This is a genomic window from Variovorax beijingensis (genome assembly GCF_003951285.1).
GTDB classification, from domain to species: domain Bacteria; phylum Pseudomonadota; class Gammaproteobacteria; order Burkholderiales; family Burkholderiaceae_C; genus Variovorax; species Variovorax beijingensis.
On record NZ_RXFQ01000017.1, the window covers coordinates 63,668 to 79,973 of the forward strand.

Sequence of the window (16,306 nt, forward strand, 5' to 3'; positions counted from 1 at the left end):
CCAACATTTGGACCCCCGGCATTGCGAAGCGCACGAGTTCAACATTCAGTCCAGAACCAGATTTGCCTTCTTGGCAAGCGCCTGCCATCGCGCCACGTCTTTCGCGACAAAATCCGTTGTCTGCTGAGCCGAGGCCGCAGTTGCCATCACTCCCGCGCTCGCGAAGGCAGCCTCGACTTCTGGGCTTTGCAGGGCCTTCGTGATCGCTGCGTTCAACGCTGCAATGCGGTCCGGGGGCACGCCTGTGGGCGTTGCAACGACAAACCATTGATCAGCATCGAACCCTTTCAATCCCGCTTCGCTCAGCGTAGGAACGTCCGGCAGCATGGGCGAACGAGCAGCAGTGGTGACGCCGTAGGCCCGCAGCTTCCCCGACTTCACATGCGGCAGCACAGGGGTGATGCCCAGCATCCCCAAGGGCACTTGGCCACCCACGACATCCGTGACCGCTTGGCTGCCGCCCTTGTAGGGGACGTGAACGATCTGGGTTTTCGCCATCTGGTTCATCAGTTCGCCAGCGAGGTGCTGGCTCGTGCCATTGCCCGAGGACGCGAAAGAAAAGGCTTTGGGATCCTGTTTGGCGGCCACAAGCAAGCTCTCGAGCGATCCGGGCAACGGCGCCGCCATCGTGCCCACCAGCACCATAGGTCCCTTGCCGAGCATAGCGACTCCCGCCAGTTCCTTGCCGATCTGCGGCACAGGAACGTTCGAGAGGATGGGGCCGGGAACCGTCACAAGCGTGAAACCGCTTTTCGGGGCCTTCGCTGCGGCCTGCAAGGCGATTGCGCCGGCCGCGCCTGGGCGGTTGTCGACAACCACCGTCTGCCCCAAGGCCTGCTCGACCTGGCGGGCGACCAGCCGGGTGACGACGTCGACGGTTCCGCCCGCCGGCTGGCCGACCAGCCATGTGATCGGCTGGGTGCCCTGCGCGAAAAGTGGTGTGGCAGTGGAGAGCAGGGCCAGACCAAAAAGGCCCAGCGTGCGCCGCCTGAGGTTCGAATGGTGTGTCAAGTTGAGGTCTCCGAGCGGCTGGGATGATGGCTTTTGATGATCAATCGAGTTCGCCAGGTGGCGTGTTGGGGTGCTGTTTCACGCTGTCCTGGAACGCCTTGACCAGCTTGAGGACCGGGCCCAGGACCCAGGTGTTGTAGACCAGCACATCGGTCTCTTCCTTCGGATCTCTCGTGATGTTGAAGAGGTAGGGCGATTCGAGCTTGCCCTTGCCTTCGTTCACGGCGGGCTCCCAGAAGAAGTGCAACTTCCAGTCGCGCCATTTGACGGCTCTCAGCTCGTTCTTGATGTAGAACGGAAAGCCTTCGCGTGCCGACTTGTTCTCCTCCCCCAGGAAGAAAGGCAGCTGATCCACCCCGTCAATGGGCCGATCATCCGGCAGCGCCGCACCGGCGACACGCAGCAGGGTGGTGTAGAGATCGGTCACATGCACGATCTCGTTGCTGATCCGACCCGCAGCGATGCGGTCCGGCCAGCGGGCAATGAAGGGAACCCGAAGGCTACCCTCCATGGCGGTGTGATAAGTGCCGGTCCACGGACCCGCCGTGCCGCGGTAGGGGGCCCGGAACTCGGGGCCGTTGTCGCTGCAGAAGATCAGGAACGTGTCTTTTGCGAGTCCCATCCCCTCGAGCGCCTCGACCACCTGGCCCACCCGATGGTCCATCTCGACCATCGAGTCGGCGAAGTCTCCGGCGCCAGTCCTGCCAGCGAAGTCGGGGTGCGGCAGCGTCGGGAAGTGCAGATGGACCAGCGGCAGATAGAGGAAGAATGGCTTGCCCGCCGACGCGCTTCGTTGCATGAAGTCGATCGACCGTTCCACCAGATCCGCGTCAATGCCGCGGCGAGCCTCCAGGTCATAGACCTTGACCTGCCGCGACGGCTCCCCCGCCTTGCCTTCCATGATGTACGGCAGATCGACCACATTCGGATCGAAGCCCACGGTCGAGGTGAACTGGCTCTCATCGGTCGTGCGCGGAATGCCGTACCACTCGTCGAAGCCGCGGTCCGAGGGAAAGCGGCCTGGCACATCGCCGAGATGCCACTTGCCGAAATGGGCCGTGGCATATCCCTTGTCCGACAGTCGTTGGGCAAGGGTGATCTCCCATCGAGTCAGTCCTTGGGGCAGGCCTGGCGGAACTGATTGCAGGCAACCGGTTCGGATCGGATGGCGTCCGCTCATGAGCGCGGAACGGGTGGGGACGCAGTCGCTTTCTACGTTGAAGTTCTGCAGCAACAGGCCTTGTTCGGCGAGAGCGTCGATGTTCGGGGTCGGCGCCCCGCGCAACGCACCGCCGCCATAGCAGCCAAGCTCGCCCCATCCGAGGTTGTCGGCGAGGATGAGGACGATGTTGGGGGAGGCGCTTGCGGGCATCGAGGTCGCTTAGGTAGTCAGAGTCACCAATCTACGCTTCGCATCGCAAGAATGACATTCCTCAAGTGCGTCCACGCCATAAACTTCGGGAATGTCACTCGCCATTCGAGACATCCGGTATTTCCTCGCCGTCGCCAGGGCGGGCCAGCTGGCGTCCGCGGCGGAGGGGGAAGGGGTGACACAGCCCGCATTGACCAAGGCGGTGCGACGAGTGGAGGATGAGTTCGGCCTTCAGCTCTTCGAGCGCAGCGTGCGGGGGATGGCGCTGACGGCCGCCGGGCTCCGGGTCGCGGAGGAGATGCGAAAGCTGCAAGCCGCCTATGCCGACACTGTCCTGCTGGCCGACGAGATGCGGGCCCGACAGGCCGGGCTCCTTCGCGTTGGGGTGACCGACACCACCGCGGGCAATCGGATGGCTGCCGTATTGGGGCCGTTGCTGGTCCAGCGGCCGGGTCTGCGCGTTCGAATACGGGTGGACCGCTCGGACGTGCTGGCGGCGCAGGTGCGGGAGGGGGAGCTCGATCTCGTCCTCGTGCCTGCCTATGAGGGGCAGCCTCTGGACGGGCACCGGACCAAGATCGACAACGACCCAATGCTGCCATTGGTGCGAGCAGGGCATCCGTTGGCGTCACGGCCGCGTGTGTCGCTCAGGGATGTGGCCCACTTCGGGTGGATGAGTGGCCCGACGAACTCGGCTGCCTATCGCGCATTGACGGACATATTCGCCCGCAACGCCCTGCCGCCGCCGACCGTGGTCATGGAGGTGCCGTTCGCATCCGAGTTGAATCTCTCAGTGCTCGCCGCCACCGATCTGGTGACGCTGGTGCCGCGTTCGTTCATGCAGCATGCAACCGACGAGCGATTTGCCGTGCTGCCGGTCGCTGCGCTGTGCATTCCTCGCGCAGTCATCTTGCTCTCGCGGCCCGGGTCCGCATGGTCGCCATTGATGGAAACGCTGCGTGATAGCCTTCTCGCGCTCAGGCCCCTCAGGAGGCATCCTTCAGCGAAGTGACGCGCTCTTTCGCAAGAGGCCGCAAGCTGCGCTCTGCAGGGATTGCGCGGCGATCGATGGAATGGTCCCGCTGGGTGCTGCACTCTCCGCCAGCTGAGGCAGGCCTCAACCGCAGCCACCGGTCCATGATCCATGCGCAAAAAATATCTGCGCGACAACGCCCCCGGGGTGCGGTGCCGCTTTTACAGGCGCAGTGCCGCGACGCAGGCGCGGCAACGCTCTCCCGGCGATGCGCACAGGCTTGTCCACCGTCTTATCCACCGCAATGGTGGAGAACTCACTCTCTGTGATTGATGGCTTGGAGCGCGATGCGTGGCGAAGTTGTACACATTTGGTAGTACATATCGGTCATAACTAACCGTGCAAGCCGGGGACACCATTCGAGGTTCAAGTGGGCATGCAAAAAATTTTGGGCTGTCTTTCGGCCGCAGGACTTCAACTGGTCCGATGCCGTCGTAGATGGCCTCTCTGGTCTTCCGCGCGAAGTGATGGGTCGGCGGCGGCTGTCGTCACCTTGTCGTCGTTGGGATGGGGACGGCTCGATTCCGGCCCCCGTCAGCCTCCGATGGCGCGCGGTTCGGGCGAATCACAAACCAAAAAATGAAACCGGCCGGTACTTTGGCGATTCGATGTGCGCTTAAGGCCATTGCGCTGTAATTCATTGCGGGGATCGATGCGCCCCACAAAAGCACGTTTAGAGGAAGAAGCCAGTTGATTTTCACCTTATCGCTTCTCCCTTAAAGTAATGCAGAGGTAGCGGATTTTCCCATCCTGGCGATTGGTATCCTGGGGTTGAAACGAGCGGCACGTATCCCATTAAACTCTTGTCGTGACATGCCTGACGGTTGCTCCAAGGGAATGCGGACCTTTACCTCGGCAGGACGTGCATTCTCGTAGCGATTTGTCTTGATCAAAAAGAAATTTTGATAGCCTGCTTCCATCATTGATGGTTGCCCGTCAATTACTTTGATGCCACTGTACGCATCATCTATGGCTATGGAGAAATGAAGATCGTAAGGATCTGGAAAGCTGATTTTTCCAAGCCATCCCGCCGCAACGCGGCCATAGAGTGTGACGGTCGGCCGATTCCATCCGTGCGCCTTGTAGTCCTGTTGAAGGACCCGCACCGCCCATGAAGCTCGACTCCACCACCGTCCAACTCGTCCTGTGCATCGCCGAGGAAGGCAGCATCTCCCGGGCTGCCGACAAGCTGAATCTGGCGGTGGCTGCTGCGTCCAAGCGCGTGAGCGACCTGGAGGCGCAACTGGGCGCCAAGCTGTTCAAGCGGGTGCCGCACGGCGTGTTGATCACGGAGGCCGGCAGCCGGCTGATGGCGCACATCCGGCAGATCGACAACCTCATCGGCCGGCTCGAGGGCGATGCCCAGGTGCTGGGGCGCGGCCAGGACGGGCGCATCCTCATCGGCGCGCCGAAGGCGGCCATCATCCAATTTCTTGCGAAGGACATCGCCCGGCTGCGTGACGCCTACCCGCAGATCACGCTGAAGATCCTGGAGGAAAACAGCAAGATCGTGCAGCAGCTGCTGCGCGACAAGGTGATCGATGTCGGCATCTACGAGAAGAAGAGCGGATTCCTGGACCTGCCGAAGTTCGACTACCGGCAGGACAGGCTGGTGCTCGTGTACAGCCGCCGGCATTTCCGGTTTGCGGCGGAGGGGCCCGTGGGCATCGACGACTTCCTGGACCTGCCGGTCGTGAGCCTCGGCAAGGGCTCGGCGATCCTGTCGGCCTTGCAGGGGGCCTACCGCAGCCGCGGCCGGTCGTTCCCGAACAACTTCTCGACCAGCGGCTTCGACACCATGCTGGCGCTGGTGCGCCATGGCCTGGGCGTGGGCCTGATGCCGCCGGACGTACTGCGCAGCTTCCATCCGGAGGACGACCTGGGCTCGGCCGAGATCCTGGGCGACTGGCACCAGCGCGCCTATGTGCTGTCGTGTGTCGAAGGCCACGCGCAGGAGCAGACCTTGCGCAACGTGGTGGCCCAGCTGATCGGCAGCAGCGCCTAGGAAGAAGGCCCCGCTCCTGCGGCCACGGCTTCGCGGATTGCGAAGCCAGGCATGCCATTCACGTTCTTGCGACGTCCTCTGCGCTACGGGAGAGTAGCGGCACTACCACGACAGCAGAGACAGAGGACGCATACATGAAACGCCGAGACTTCATTGCGGCCAGTGCCGGCGCGCTGGCCGCGCCCTGGGCCCTGGGAGCCACCGAGTTGCCCAAGGGCATCGTCAAGATCTACGTGGGCTGGGCACCCGGCGGCGGCACCGACGTGTTCGCCCGCATCGTGGGGCAGCAGCTCTCGCAGCTGTGGGACCGCTCGGTGGTGGTCGAGAACAAGCCCGGCGCCACCGGCGCACTGGCCGCGGACTTCTTTGCGCGGACCCGGTTCACCGAGGGCGTGAACCTGCTGATGGCCCACGTCAACACGCATGCCATCTCGCCGCACATCTTCAAGAGCATCACCTACGACCCGCTGAAGGACTTCGCGCCCATTGCCATGGTCGGCGCCACGCCGCACATCCTGGTGACCCGCGCGAAGAATTCCACCGGCTCGGTCAAGGATGTGGTCGAGCAGTGCAGGAAGAGCCCGGGGAAGATCAGCTTCGGCTCCTCCGGCACGGGATCGGTGCAGCACCTGGCGGCCGCGATGTTCAACATGGCCGCCGAGGTCAAGAGCATCCACGTGCCCTACAAGGGGTCGGGTCCGATGCAGACGGACCTGATCGGCGGCCAGATCGACTACAGCTTCGACACCATGACGGCGGCTACGGCGCAGGTCAAGGCCGGGCGGATGACCGGCATCGTCCAGACGCGGCTGCAGCGGGCCAAGGGCTTTCCGGAACTGCCGACCATGGACGAGCAGGGCTTCAAGGGCTTCGACGTGTCCAGCTGGTATGGCGTGGTCGGCCCCAGGGACATGTCCAGGGACCTGGCCCTGCAGATCAATGCCGACATCAACAAGGTGCTGGCGCTGCCGGATGTGGTTGCGCGCTTCGACGGCTATGGCGTGGAGGACGGCGGCGGGTCCGTCGACAAGTTCGCGGCCTTCATGGCCGCCGAGTTCAGGAAATGGGGCGACGTGGTGCGCACCGCCAAGGTCACCGAGGAGGGCTGAAAATGAACCACGCAAGACAACTGCCGCTGCAGGGCATCCGGGTGCTGGACGTGAGCCAGGTCATGGCCGGGCCGTTCGCCTGCATGCTGCTGGCCGACCTCGGGGCCGACGTGATCAAGGTCGAGCCGCCGGGCGGCGACCAGACCCGCGGCGCCATGGGCTTCAAGATGAAGGGGCCGGACAGCATGGGCTTCCTGAACATGAACCGCAACAAGCGCTCGCTGACGCTGGACCTCAAGACCGAGGAGGACCGCGCGTCCTTCTACAAGCTGGCCCAGACCGCCGACGTGATCGTCGAGAACTACCGCCCCGGCGCGGTGCAGCGCCTGGGCATCGACTACGAGTCGATCAGGAAGATCCATCCGAAGATCGTGTACGTCAGCATCTCCGGCTTCGGCCAGAGCGGCCCCTGGGCCGAGCGGCCGGGCTTCGACCTGATGGCGCAGGCGATGTCCGGCGTGATGAGCGTGACCGGCTACCCCGGCGAGAAGCCGGTCAAGGCCGGCGTGCCGGTGGCCGACATCGGCTGCGCACTGTTTGCCACCTACGCGCTGCTGGCGGCCTACATCGGCGCGCAGAAGTCGGGCGTGGGCCAGCACATCGACGCCTCGCTGTTCGACGCGGCCATGGCCTTCTCGGTCTGGGACATGTCCGAGTACTGGGGCACGGGCGTGCCGCCGGCACCGCTGGGCACCAGCAACAGGATGAGCGCGCCCTACCAGGCGGTCAAGGCGCGCGACGGCTATTTCGTGATGGGTGCGACCAACCAGAAGCTCTGGACCCGGCTGTGCGGACTGCTGCAGCGGCCGGACCTCGTCGAGCACGCGGACTACGCCAGCGTCTCTTTGCGCCTGAAGAACCGCGAGGCGCTGATCGAGGCGCTCGAACGGGAGTTCGGCCAGCGGGACAGCGCCGACTGGATCGACGCCATGCTGGCCGCCGGCATCCCGGCCGGCCCCATCCTGTCGTATCCGGAGGCCTTCGAGGGCGAGCACGGCACGCACCGCCGCATGTGCATGGAGATCGACCACCCGATCGAGGGCAAGGTCAAGAACATCGGCTTTCCCGTCAAGCTGCTGGGTACGCCGCAGCAGGTGCGCCGGCACCCGCCATTGCTGGGCGAGCACAACGAGGAAATCCTGGCCGAGATCAACATGCCAGCCGGCGCGGCGGAGGCCTTGTGAGTTCAGCTGAATGCGTGCGGCTCGGCGTCCATGCCTCGGGCGTGGCCGAGATCGTGATCCATCGCCCCGAACGCCACAACGCGATGACGCGGCAGATGTACGAGGCGCTGCTGGAGCACATCGGCGCGTGCGTGCGCAATGGCGCGGTGCGCAGCGTGCTGTTCAAGGGGGCGGGCGGCAAGTCCTTCATCTCGGGCACGGACATCGCCCATTTCAAGGACTTCCACGACGGCCGCGACGGCATTGCCTACGAGGCTTTCGTGGAGCGCGTCATCGATGCGGTCGAGCGCATCGCCATACCCACCGTGGCCGTGGTCGACGGCTGGGCCGTGGGCGGCGGCCTGGCCCTGGCCACGGCCTGCGATTTCCGGGTCTGCAGCGACGCCTCGCGCTTCGGCGCGCCGATTGCCAGGACGCTGTCCAACACCTTGTCGTCGCGCAACATCGCGCGCCTGCAGGCCGCCCTGGGCGTGCCGCGCGTCAAGCGGATGCTGCTGTTGGCCGACCACCTGACGGCACAGGAAGCACAGGCCTGCGGCTATGTGCATGCGGCCTGTAGGCCGGGCGAACTGGATGCCGCGGCCCATGCGCTGGCGGAGCGGCTCATGGCGCTGTCGCCGGTCACGCACAAGGCCGTGAAGGAGAGCATCCGCCGCATCGTCGTCGAGCAGAGGCTGGATGACGACGACCTGATCGAGGAGGTGTATGGCAGCCAGGCATTTCGCGATGGTGTGGCCACTTTCATTGGCCGATGAACGGCGAACATCGCTGCCTGATATCACCCAAACAAGGTAGCCAATAGGTCAGTTTTTAAATCACGCAGCTTGTAAACGTATTAAAAATACTAACAGTTGAATCGAAAGTCATGTAATTCTTAGGCATAACTTGTCTCAATGCCGGCCCAGATTTTTGAAGGATTCAAAATGATCGGAGACATCTTATTGCCAGACGCGAGCTTGAAGCGCTCGGGGAATTACTTCGAATCGGGGCTCGAGCGCAAAACCGACGCCATAACCGCCAATGCCACCTATTTTGGAAACATGCAGTGGGCCCAGGAATACCTGGATTTCTGCCACCGCGATGCGCATTTCAAGAGCCGGTGGCTTGCGGCGGCCGGCGACTGGACCGACAAGGTGGTCATCGACCTGGGCTGCGGGCCGGGCAACATCTTTGCCACCCTGGGTGGCAAGCCGCGCCTCCTGATCGGCGTGGACGTGGCCCCCGGCTCGCTGGAACTGGCGGCCAAGCTGGGCTACACGGCGGTGCTGGCCGATGCGGCCTACACGCCTTTTCGTTCGCAGGTGGCGGACATCGTCGCCATCAATGCCTCGCTGCACCACTGCGACGACATGGCCGCGGTGCTGCGCGAGGGGGCGCGGCTGGTGAAGCCTCATGGCGTGCTGGTCACCGACCATGATCCGCAACTCACCGCGTGGGACTACAAGGGCCTCGCCAGGTTGATGTGGGATGCGCGGCTGTGGATTTATCGCGCGATCGGGCATGGCTTCCACAAGACCGGCAGCCAGCAGTCGTGGGGCCTGCGAACCGAGGTCCATCACCAGCCGGGCGACGGGGTCACGAAGGAATTCTTCCATTCGACGCTGGAACCGCTGGGTTTCGAGGTCCGCGTCTACCCGCACAACCACCAGATCGGTGCCGATGCGCTGCGCGGCGTGGTGGGGCCGGCGCAATGGAAATACCGGCTGGGCAACGTGCTGTCCGGCCGGCGGCCCTCGTCGCCTACGAGCGCGCTGTCGCTGATGTGCGTGGCAAGGCGTCGCGGCGATCCCGTATCGGCTGTGCCAGCAGCGTCAGAACAGCGAACGCCAGGATGACTCCCACGCCCGGATAGAGCATTGCCAACTGCGTTCCCGGCGCAATGGCCGCGGTCACCACCGCGAGCCCGCCCTTGCTCACGGTCGGCCACGCCGCTGGTGCCCGCGACCATCAGCGCCGAGATGCTGAGCGCAAAGCCTACGCCCCGCAGCACCGAAGCGGGAAGCAGCACGGTCCACAAGCCTGGCTCGGGGCCGATGGTGCTTGCCTTGCGCGCCTGGATGCTCGGCGAAGCGGGCTGAACCTGCCCGGGACACGATCGGTATCGTTACTGAATCTTCCCCGCAGCCACATTCCCGCGGCTTCGCGGTCAAATGACGGGGTGCCCGTCATGCCGGGTTGCGGCACCCCTTCGCCCCAGCCTTCCATAGGGAAACCCGGCCCTCGCAGCGCCCTGCATGCCTAATGCGACCTTTTGTGGTCAATTGCGTGCAATCCGACACCAATGTAGGACTTTAGCTCGATCTTCGGTGTTGCCGGAATGTGAATTCAGCACATCTTGTTTCGTACCGAAGCAGTCCTGACCGGGGTTTGGACTTACCTTGATATTGCACCGCAACAAGCGGACGCGAGTTCGTGGCTCGGCGTCCGTCCGCTGCGGGCGGGTCCTTCAATCTCGATGTCGCGCCGCTCCTTGCGGCGCGATTTGGTTTTCACGAGAGGTGGCTATGCGTGTGTCAAAACCGGGTTCGGTTCTCTTTTCTCAGTCCCAGCGGCGCATCGCTGGTGCCATGGGCGGCCGCGTTCCCGGCGCTGGTGGCCGGCGCCGGCAATCGGGCGCCTTCGTCCCCAAGCTGGCGGCCTATGCGCTGCTGGCCTTCGTGCTGTGGCTGATGGTCGCAACGCTGGTCCAGCCGCTGTTGTCTTCGCAGGCCACCCGCGCCGTCTTGCAGGCGCCAGTGGCGCTGATCACTTCGCCGATCAACGGGGTGGTGTCGCAGATGGTGGTGCATGCACGCGACAAGGTGGAGCCCGGCACCATCGTGGCCACGGTGCGCAACCCGACCGTGAGCCAGGAAATCCTCACCACCCTGCGGTCGCAGCACCTCGCGCTGCAAAGCCAGCTGGCCCAGCTGGGCAACCAGTACAAGTCCGACAACCAGGAAATGAGGTCTGTCGGGCAGGAGGCCGGCGTGCACCGCGAGGCCTCGCTGGCGCAGGCCTGGGAGGCCTGGCAGATCGCGCGGCGGCAGCGCGACGTGGCGCACAGCGTGGTGGAAGAGCAGGAAAACAAGGTACGGACCAACCAGGCCCTGCTGGAGCAGGGAGCGATCAGCGAGCAGGTCATGAACTCGTCCATGGCGCAGCTGAACACGGCGCGTGCCAATGCCGCGGTGGCGGAGCAGTCCTTTGCCGGACAGGCCCAGACCGTGGCGAGCGCCGGGCAGGGGGCCTTCGTGGGCACCGGGGGCAGCAACCTGTTCCAGACGCTCGCCAGCCGCCGCGAGGCGCTGCGCAACAGCGTCGGCCGTGCCCAGCAGGACGCCGCCGCCATCTTCAAGCAACTCAAGCAGGTCAGGGACCTCGAGGAAGAGGAGCGCCGCCGGGTGGAGAAGCTGTCCTTCTACGAAATCAAGGCGTCCCAGGCGGGGCAGGTTCATTCCGTGCTCGCACCCGAAGGCGCGTACGTCACGGCGGGTGCCTCGCTGGTGCGGGTGACCGATTGCAGCCGGCTCGGCGTGGTGGCGGTGTTTCCGGCGCGGGTGGCCAAGCGGCTGGGCATCGGCTCCGTGCTCGACGTGAAGCTCACTGAATCCGCCAGGCCGGTGCCGGCGCGCGTGGAGCAATTGCTGCCCGTGGCCTCGGACGCGCTGCAGAGCACCTACAGCGTGCCGTTCCCGTATGCCGAGCAGGGCTCCATCTATGCCGTGGCCCGCATCGAAGGCAAGGAGCCGCAGGAGGCTGCGCCGGACGGCGGCAGCAACATGTGCGCGCCCGGCAAGGTGGTGTCGGCCAGCCTCAGGTCCTGAGCGCAGGCGCAAATGCACCACCCATCCGCACCGGAACAGAACCATGTCGGTCTTCCCCTTTTCCCGGCCCCTGGCGTCCTGCCTTGCCGCATCGATGGCACTGGCCTTGCCGGTGTCCGCTGCCTTCGCCCAGCCGTCCGGACCGCAAGCCATCAGCGCCGCGCAGCAAGCGCTCGCACGGCAAAGCTGCGAGGGGCTGCGGCGCGCGGTTGCGCAGGACCAGAAGGGCGTGGCTTCCGGCCCGCTGTTTCTCGCCAGCTACCGCGTCGCCGACCCGAAGCAGGGCACGCCGCTGGAACCCGCGCTGGCAGGCGCCGCCTTCACCTATGACAACGCACTGGCCGGCATCGCGCTGCTGGCCTGCGGCGACGCAGCCTCGGCCCGGCGCATCGGCGACGCGGTGGTGCGCGCGATGGAGCGCGACCCGAACGCGGCCGACGGGCGCGTGCGCAACGCCTACCGCGCCGGCCCGATGACCGAGGAAAAGGCCGCCTTGCCGGGGCGCTGGGATGCAGCCAAGAACCAGTGGATCGCCGACGCCTACCAGGTGAGCACGGCCACCGGCAACGTGGCCTGGGCCGCCTTGCTGCTGCTGAACCTGAACGAGGCCGAGCCCTCGCCCGCCTACCTGGCAGGCGCGCGCAGGCTGCTCGGCTGGATCGAGCAGCGCACCCGCGCCAGGAATGCGCCCGATGGCTACAACGGCGGCTGGTACGGCTGGGACAACGCGCAGCGCGCCCAGACCTGGAAATCCACCGAGCACAACATCGACATCGCAATGGCGGCCGCCTGGGCGGCCAGGCGCGCTGGCGGGCAGGCCGAAGCCGAGCGCCAGCAGGCGCGCACCGCGCTCGAGTTCGTCAACCGCATGTGGAACGCATCGGAGCAGCGCTTCAACATCGGCACCAAGGAAGACGGCGCCACCATCGCCACCGACGGCTCCGGCCTGGATGCACAGCTGTGGCCGCTGCTGGCGGCGCCCGAGGGTTCCTGCTCCTGGATGCGGGGGCTCGACTGGGTGGAGAAGCACCATCGCTTCGGCGAAGGCTACGGCTTCTCGCGCAGCCCGGACGGCATCTGGACCGAGGGCACCGCCCAGGCGGCCGCCACGATGGTGGCGCGCAAGGGCGCGGCGCCCAAGGCCCTGTGGCAGCTGCTGGCGTCGCAGCGCGCCGGCAACGGCCTGTACTACGCCACCCCCAGTGCCCGCATTTCCACCGGGCTGGCCATCGGCCCCGACTCGACCGGGGCCGACTTCTTCTACTACCGCTGGCCACACTTGGGCGCGACTGCCTGGATCGCGCTGGCCGCCACGGGGTTCAACCCCTTCACCGGCAAGACCGCCGCAACAGGAGCCACGTCACCATGTCCCACCTGATCGCCACACCGGAGTTCCAGCTCAACGCACTCGTTGCGGGCCTGGCGCTCCTCCTGATGACGTGGGGGCGGATCGACCGCACCTCCCACCGCGTGCTGTTCGGCGCGCTGACCGCGCTGCTGCTGATGCGCTATGCCATCTGGCGCGTGGTTGCGACCATGCCGCCTTCGGACCTGGGCTTCGAGACCCTGTTCGCCTGGGTGTTCCTGTGCTTCGAGCTGATGGCCATCGTCTACACGCTGATGTCCATCCACATGCTGGTCCGGCGGCGCGACAACCACCAGCTGGCCGACCGCGGCGAAGCGCTGCTGCGCGGCCGCGGCGCGCAGGTGCCGGCCGTGGACGTCTTCATCTGCACGTACAACGAAGAGCTGGCGGTGCTGGAGAAGACCATCATCGCCGCGCAAGCCATCGACTACCCGAACCTCAACGTGTGGGTGCTCGACGACACCCGGCGCGACTGGCTGCGCGAGTATTGCGAACGCAGGGGCGTGCACTACGCGCGCCGGCCCGACAACAGCCATGCCAAGGCCGGCAACCTCAACAACGGCCTGCGGTTGTCGGCGGGCGTGACCAATGCGCCCTACATCCTGGTGCTCGACGCCGACTTCGCGCCGCAGCGCCAGATCGTCTACCGCATGCTGGGCCTGTTCGCGGACCGCAAGGTCGGGCTGGTGCAGACGCCGCAGTTCTATTACAACGCCGACCCCATCCAGCACAACCTGCGCGCCACCGACAGCTGGGTGGACGAGCAGCGCGTGTTCTTCGACGTGCTGCAGCCGGCCAAGGACGCCGTGGACTCGGCGTTCTGCGTGGGCACCTCCTTCATCGTGCGGCGCGACCTGATCACCGCCGCGGGCGGCTTTCCGGTGGGCAGCGTGTGCGAAGACATCCACACCACCTACCTGCTGCTGCGCCACGGCCACATCACGCGCTGGCTGGGCGAGCGGCTGTCGAACGGCCTGTCGGCCGAGAGCATCGTCGACTACATCAACCAGCGCAGCCGCTGGTGCCTGGGAACGGTGCAGCTCGCGCTGCTGCCCGACGGCCCGCTGCGCGGCCGGGGCTACAGCTTCTCGGCGCGGATGCACTTCCTGCACGGGCTGCTGCACTGGCTCGGCAAGCCGTTCATGGCGATGGTCATGCTGGCGCCCGCGCTCTACTGGCATGCCGGGGTCTCGGTGTTCCATGCCACGCCGCAGGCTTTTGCCTCCTTCGGGCTGCCGCCGCTCATGATGTTCTGGGCCTACAGCTACTGGATCAGCGGGCGGCGCTGCCTGCCCGTGTTCAGCGAGGTGAGCCAGCTGGTGGCGGCCATGGCCGTCACCAGCACGCTGGCCAGCGCCATGCTGCGGCCGTTCGGGCGGCCCTTCAAGGTGACGAACAAGGGGCTCGACCGCTCGAAGACGGTCGTGCACTGGAAGCTGGTTGCCATGTTCGGCGGGCTCCTGGTGGCGCTGCAGCTCGGCGGCGCGTCGGTCGCCTTGAGCGGCGAGGCGCTCACGCCGGGCGACGAGCTGAACCTGGTGTGGACCGGCATCGCACTGCTGCTCTGCCTGGCTGCGCTCATGGCCTGCGTCGACCTGCCGCGGCCGGAGCAGGAAGAGCGCTTTCCCTGGCGTGCGCGCACCCGGGTGCGCACCGCGGCGGGTGAGGGCGAATCGCGCTTCGTCAACATCGCGGCCGACGGCGCGCTGCTGGAAGCCAAGGCCCCGCTGAAACGCCTGCGCGTGGGGCAGCCGCTGGAGGTCTACGTCGACCCGGTGGGATGGCTCCCGGCCCGCCTGGCCGCCAGGAGCTCCGCGGGCGCCGAGCTGCGCTTCGCCGGCACCGAGGCCCAGCGCGAGCAACTGGTGAGCCACGTGTTCAACGTGCCGCCGAGCCACGTCGCGGTCCAGGTGCGGCCATGGAAGGCTGCCTCGGCCTTGCTGGCGAGCGCGGGCTTCGGATCTCCCGGCGCGAACTTCGTGCGCCTGGCCCTGCGGCTGCTGCTGCTGGTGCTGGCGACCTGCGTGGTGCTGGTGGTGAGCGGATGCAATCTCACGCCGCCGCTCAAGCAGCCCGACCTGACGGTGCCCTCGCAATGGCCGGCCGGCACGACGGCGCCGAATGCGGAACCCGTCGACTGGCGCAGCTTTGTGCAGGACGACGAACTGCGCGGGCTCATCACCACCGCCCTCGCGCAGAACCGCGACCTGCGCGCCTATGCCGCGCGTGCCCGCGAAGCCCGGGCCGTGTATGCCGGCAGCCGCGCCTCGCTGTTCCCGCAGATCGGGCTGTCGGGCCATGCGCAGCGGGCGCAGACCACCACGCAAGGCTCGCTCAGCCCGCTGGGCAACGTGCCGACCGACGGCCGGGTGTCCAGCAGTTTCGACATCCAGGCCGGCGTCACGTCGTACGAACTCGACTTCTTCGGCCGCCAGCAGAGCGCGACCCAGCAGACCGGCTCGCTGGCCGAAGCGGGCAACAAGGACTTCGCGGCTGCGCACATGAACCTGGTGGGAGAGGTGTCGAATGCCTACCTCACGCTGCGCGCCGACCGCGCCTTGCTCGCGCTGGCCAATGCCAACGAGTCCGGCCTGGCCGCCAACGCCGACATGATCGGGCGCGCCAAGGCGGTGGGCGGTGCGGCGCAGCTGGACGTCTACCGCGCGCAGTCGCTGCTGCAGAACGCCCGCGTGAAGCAGGAAGAATTCCGCATGCGCGTCGCGCAGGATCTTCAGTGGCTGAACGTGCTCGTCGGCCAGCCGGTGTCGCCCGACACGGGCAGCGCCCGGCCCTGGCCGCAGCGCTCCACCGCGCAAGTGGCGGCGGGCCTGCCGTCCAGCCTGCTGCAGCGCCGGCCCGACCTGCTGGCGGCCTATTCGCGTGTCGAAGCCGCCAATTCGGGCGTGGGCGCGGCCAAGGCCGCGATGCTGCCGACCATTTCGCTCACGGCGCTCGCGGGCGGCGTGAGCCGGGAGCTGTCGACGCTGCTGAGCAGCGGCAACAGCAGCTGGGCCGGGGTGCTGGGGGTGTCGCTGCCGCTGTTCGACTGGGGCCGCCGCTCGGCCAACATCACGGCCAACGAGGAGCGACTGGCAGCGGCCATGGCGTCCTATGAGCACGCCGCGCAAATGGCATTCCGCGAAACCGCCAACGCCCTGATCGCCGAGGACCACCTGCGCCCGCAACTGGAGGCGCAGCAGGCCCGCGTGCAGGCGCTGGAGAAGGTGGCGAACATTGCGCGCACGCGCTTTCGCAGCGGCCTGGAAGACTATTTTGCAAGCCAGGACGCCCAGCGCGAGCTCTATGCCGAGCAGCAGCAGCTGATCGAGCTGCAGCTCAAGGAGGCCGTGAACATGGTCAACCTCTACAAGGCCATTGGGGGCGGGTGGCAGGGCGCACGGGCCTGAGCCGCCCCCGGGG

12 protein-coding genes are annotated in these 16,306 nt (G+C 66.2%); 9 read left to right on the forward strand and 3 right to left on the reverse strand.

Annotation, left to right across the window (positions count from 1 at the left end; all coding sequences use genetic code 11):
- Positions 1-45: 45 nt before the first annotated feature.
- Positions 46-1,011, reverse strand: a complete 966-nt coding sequence (locus EJO66_RS24730) for a tripartite tricarboxylate transporter substrate-binding protein (protein ID WP_223262392.1) — start codon at positions 1,009-1,011, stop codon at positions 46-48.
- Between the two features lie 40 nt (positions 1,012-1,051).
- On the reverse strand, positions 1,052-2,383 hold the full coding sequence (locus tag EJO66_RS24735; RefSeq protein WP_124960701.1) for an arylsulfatase: 1,332 nt from the start codon (positions 2,381-2,383) through the stop codon (positions 1,052-1,054).
- 91 nt (positions 2,384-2,474) lie between these two features.
- Here EJO66_RS24735 and EJO66_RS24740 point away from each other — a divergent pair, with 91 nt between their 5' ends.
- Positions 2,475-3,395, forward strand: coding sequence for a LysR family transcriptional regulator (locus tag EJO66_RS24740; protein WP_125966391.1), 921 nt, complete (start codon positions 2,475-2,477; stop codon positions 3,393-3,395).
- A gap of 737 nt (positions 3,396-4,132) precedes the next feature.
- On the opposite strand, the gene EJO66_RS24745 is transcribed toward EJO66_RS24740, so the two are convergent.
- Complete coding sequence (locus EJO66_RS24745; RefSeq protein WP_125966392.1) at positions 4,133-4,522, reverse strand: hypothetical protein; 390 nt, start codon at positions 4,520-4,522, stop codon at positions 4,133-4,135.
- Positions 4,523-4,527: 5 nt separating this feature from the next.
- Here EJO66_RS24745 and EJO66_RS24750 point away from each other — a divergent pair, with 5 nt between their 5' ends.
- From EJO66_RS24750 to EJO66_RS24790, 8 genes are all read left to right on the forward strand, one after another.
- Positions 4,528-5,421 carry a LysR family transcriptional regulator gene (locus tag EJO66_RS24750; RefSeq protein ID WP_124960704.1) on the forward strand — a complete coding sequence of 298 codons (894 nt, stop codon included), beginning with the start codon at positions 4,528-4,530 and terminating at the stop codon, positions 5,419-5,421.
- 134 nt (positions 5,422-5,555) lie between these two features.
- The gene (locus EJO66_RS24755) at positions 5,556-6,530 is read left to right on the forward strand and encodes a Bug family tripartite tricarboxylate transporter substrate binding protein (RefSeq protein ID WP_125966393.1); all 975 of its coding nucleotides are present in this window, start codon (positions 5,556-5,558) and stop codon (positions 6,528-6,530) included.
- Between the two features lie 2 nt (positions 6,531-6,532).
- A complete protein-coding gene (locus EJO66_RS24760; RefSeq protein WP_124960706.1) occupies positions 6,533-7,714 on the forward strand; it encodes a CaiB/BaiF CoA transferase family protein in 1,182 nt (393 codons plus the stop codon).
- Entirely contained in the window at positions 7,711-8,469 is a 759-nt protein-coding gene (locus tag EJO66_RS24765; protein ID WP_125966394.1) for an enoyl-CoA hydratase, read from the forward strand. The genes EJO66_RS24760 and EJO66_RS24765 overlap by 4 nt, the downstream gene beginning before the upstream one ends.
- A 168-nt stretch (positions 8,470-8,637) precedes the next feature.
- The gene (locus EJO66_RS24770; protein WP_125966426.1) at positions 8,638-9,549 is read left to right on the forward strand and encodes a class I SAM-dependent methyltransferase; all 912 of its coding nucleotides are present in this window, start codon (positions 8,638-8,640) and stop codon (positions 9,547-9,549) included.
- A 732-nt stretch (positions 9,550-10,281) separates the two neighbouring features.
- A complete protein-coding gene (locus tag EJO66_RS24780; protein WP_240648728.1) occupies positions 10,282-11,520 on the forward strand; it encodes an HlyD family secretion protein in 1,239 nt (412 codons plus the stop codon).
- Between the two features lie 43 nt (positions 11,521-11,563).
- On the forward strand, positions 11,564-12,898 hold the full coding sequence (locus EJO66_RS24785) for a hypothetical protein (RefSeq protein WP_125966396.1): 1,335 nt from the start codon (positions 11,564-11,566) through the stop codon (positions 12,896-12,898).
- On the forward strand, positions 12,886-16,293 hold the full coding sequence (locus EJO66_RS24790; RefSeq protein WP_125966397.1) for an efflux transporter outer membrane subunit: 3,408 nt from the start codon (positions 12,886-12,888) through the stop codon (positions 16,291-16,293). Before EJO66_RS24785 ends, EJO66_RS24790 begins: the two co-directional genes overlap by 13 nt.
- Positions 16,294-16,306 lie beyond the last annotated feature (13 nt).

Bases quoted from the DNA above. Each gene is read 5' to 3' on its own strand.
- EJO66_RS24735 (WP_124960701.1), bottom strand. From the start codon at position 2,383: ATGCCCGCAAGCGCCTCCCCCAACATCGTCCTCATCCTCGCCGACAAC.
- EJO66_RS24740 (WP_125966391.1), top strand. From the start codon at position 2,475: ATGTCACTCGCCATTCGAGACATCCGGTATTTCCTCGCCGTCGCCAGG.
- EJO66_RS24750 (WP_124960704.1), top strand. From the start codon at position 4,528: ATGAAGCTCGACTCCACCACCGTCCAACTCGTCCTGTGCATCGCCGAG.
- EJO66_RS24755 (WP_125966393.1), top strand. From the start codon at position 5,556: ATGAAACGCCGAGACTTCATTGCGGCCAGTGCCGGCGCGCTGGCCGCG.
- EJO66_RS24760 (WP_124960706.1), top strand. From the start codon at position 6,533: ATGAACCACGCAAGACAACTGCCGCTGCAGGGCATCCGGGTGCTGGAC.
- EJO66_RS24770 (WP_125966426.1), top strand. From the start codon at position 8,638: ATGATCGGAGACATCTTATTGCCAGACGCGAGCTTGAAGCGCTCGGGG.
- EJO66_RS24780 (WP_240648728.1), top strand. From the start codon at position 10,282: ATGGGCGGCCGCGTTCCCGGCGCTGGTGGCCGGCGCCGGCAATCGGGC.
- EJO66_RS24785 (WP_125966396.1), top strand. From the start codon at position 11,564: ATGTCGGTCTTCCCCTTTTCCCGGCCCCTGGCGTCCTGCCTTGCCGCA.
- EJO66_RS24790 (WP_125966397.1), top strand. From the start codon at position 12,886: ATGTCCCACCTGATCGCCACACCGGAGTTCCAGCTCAACGCACTCGTT.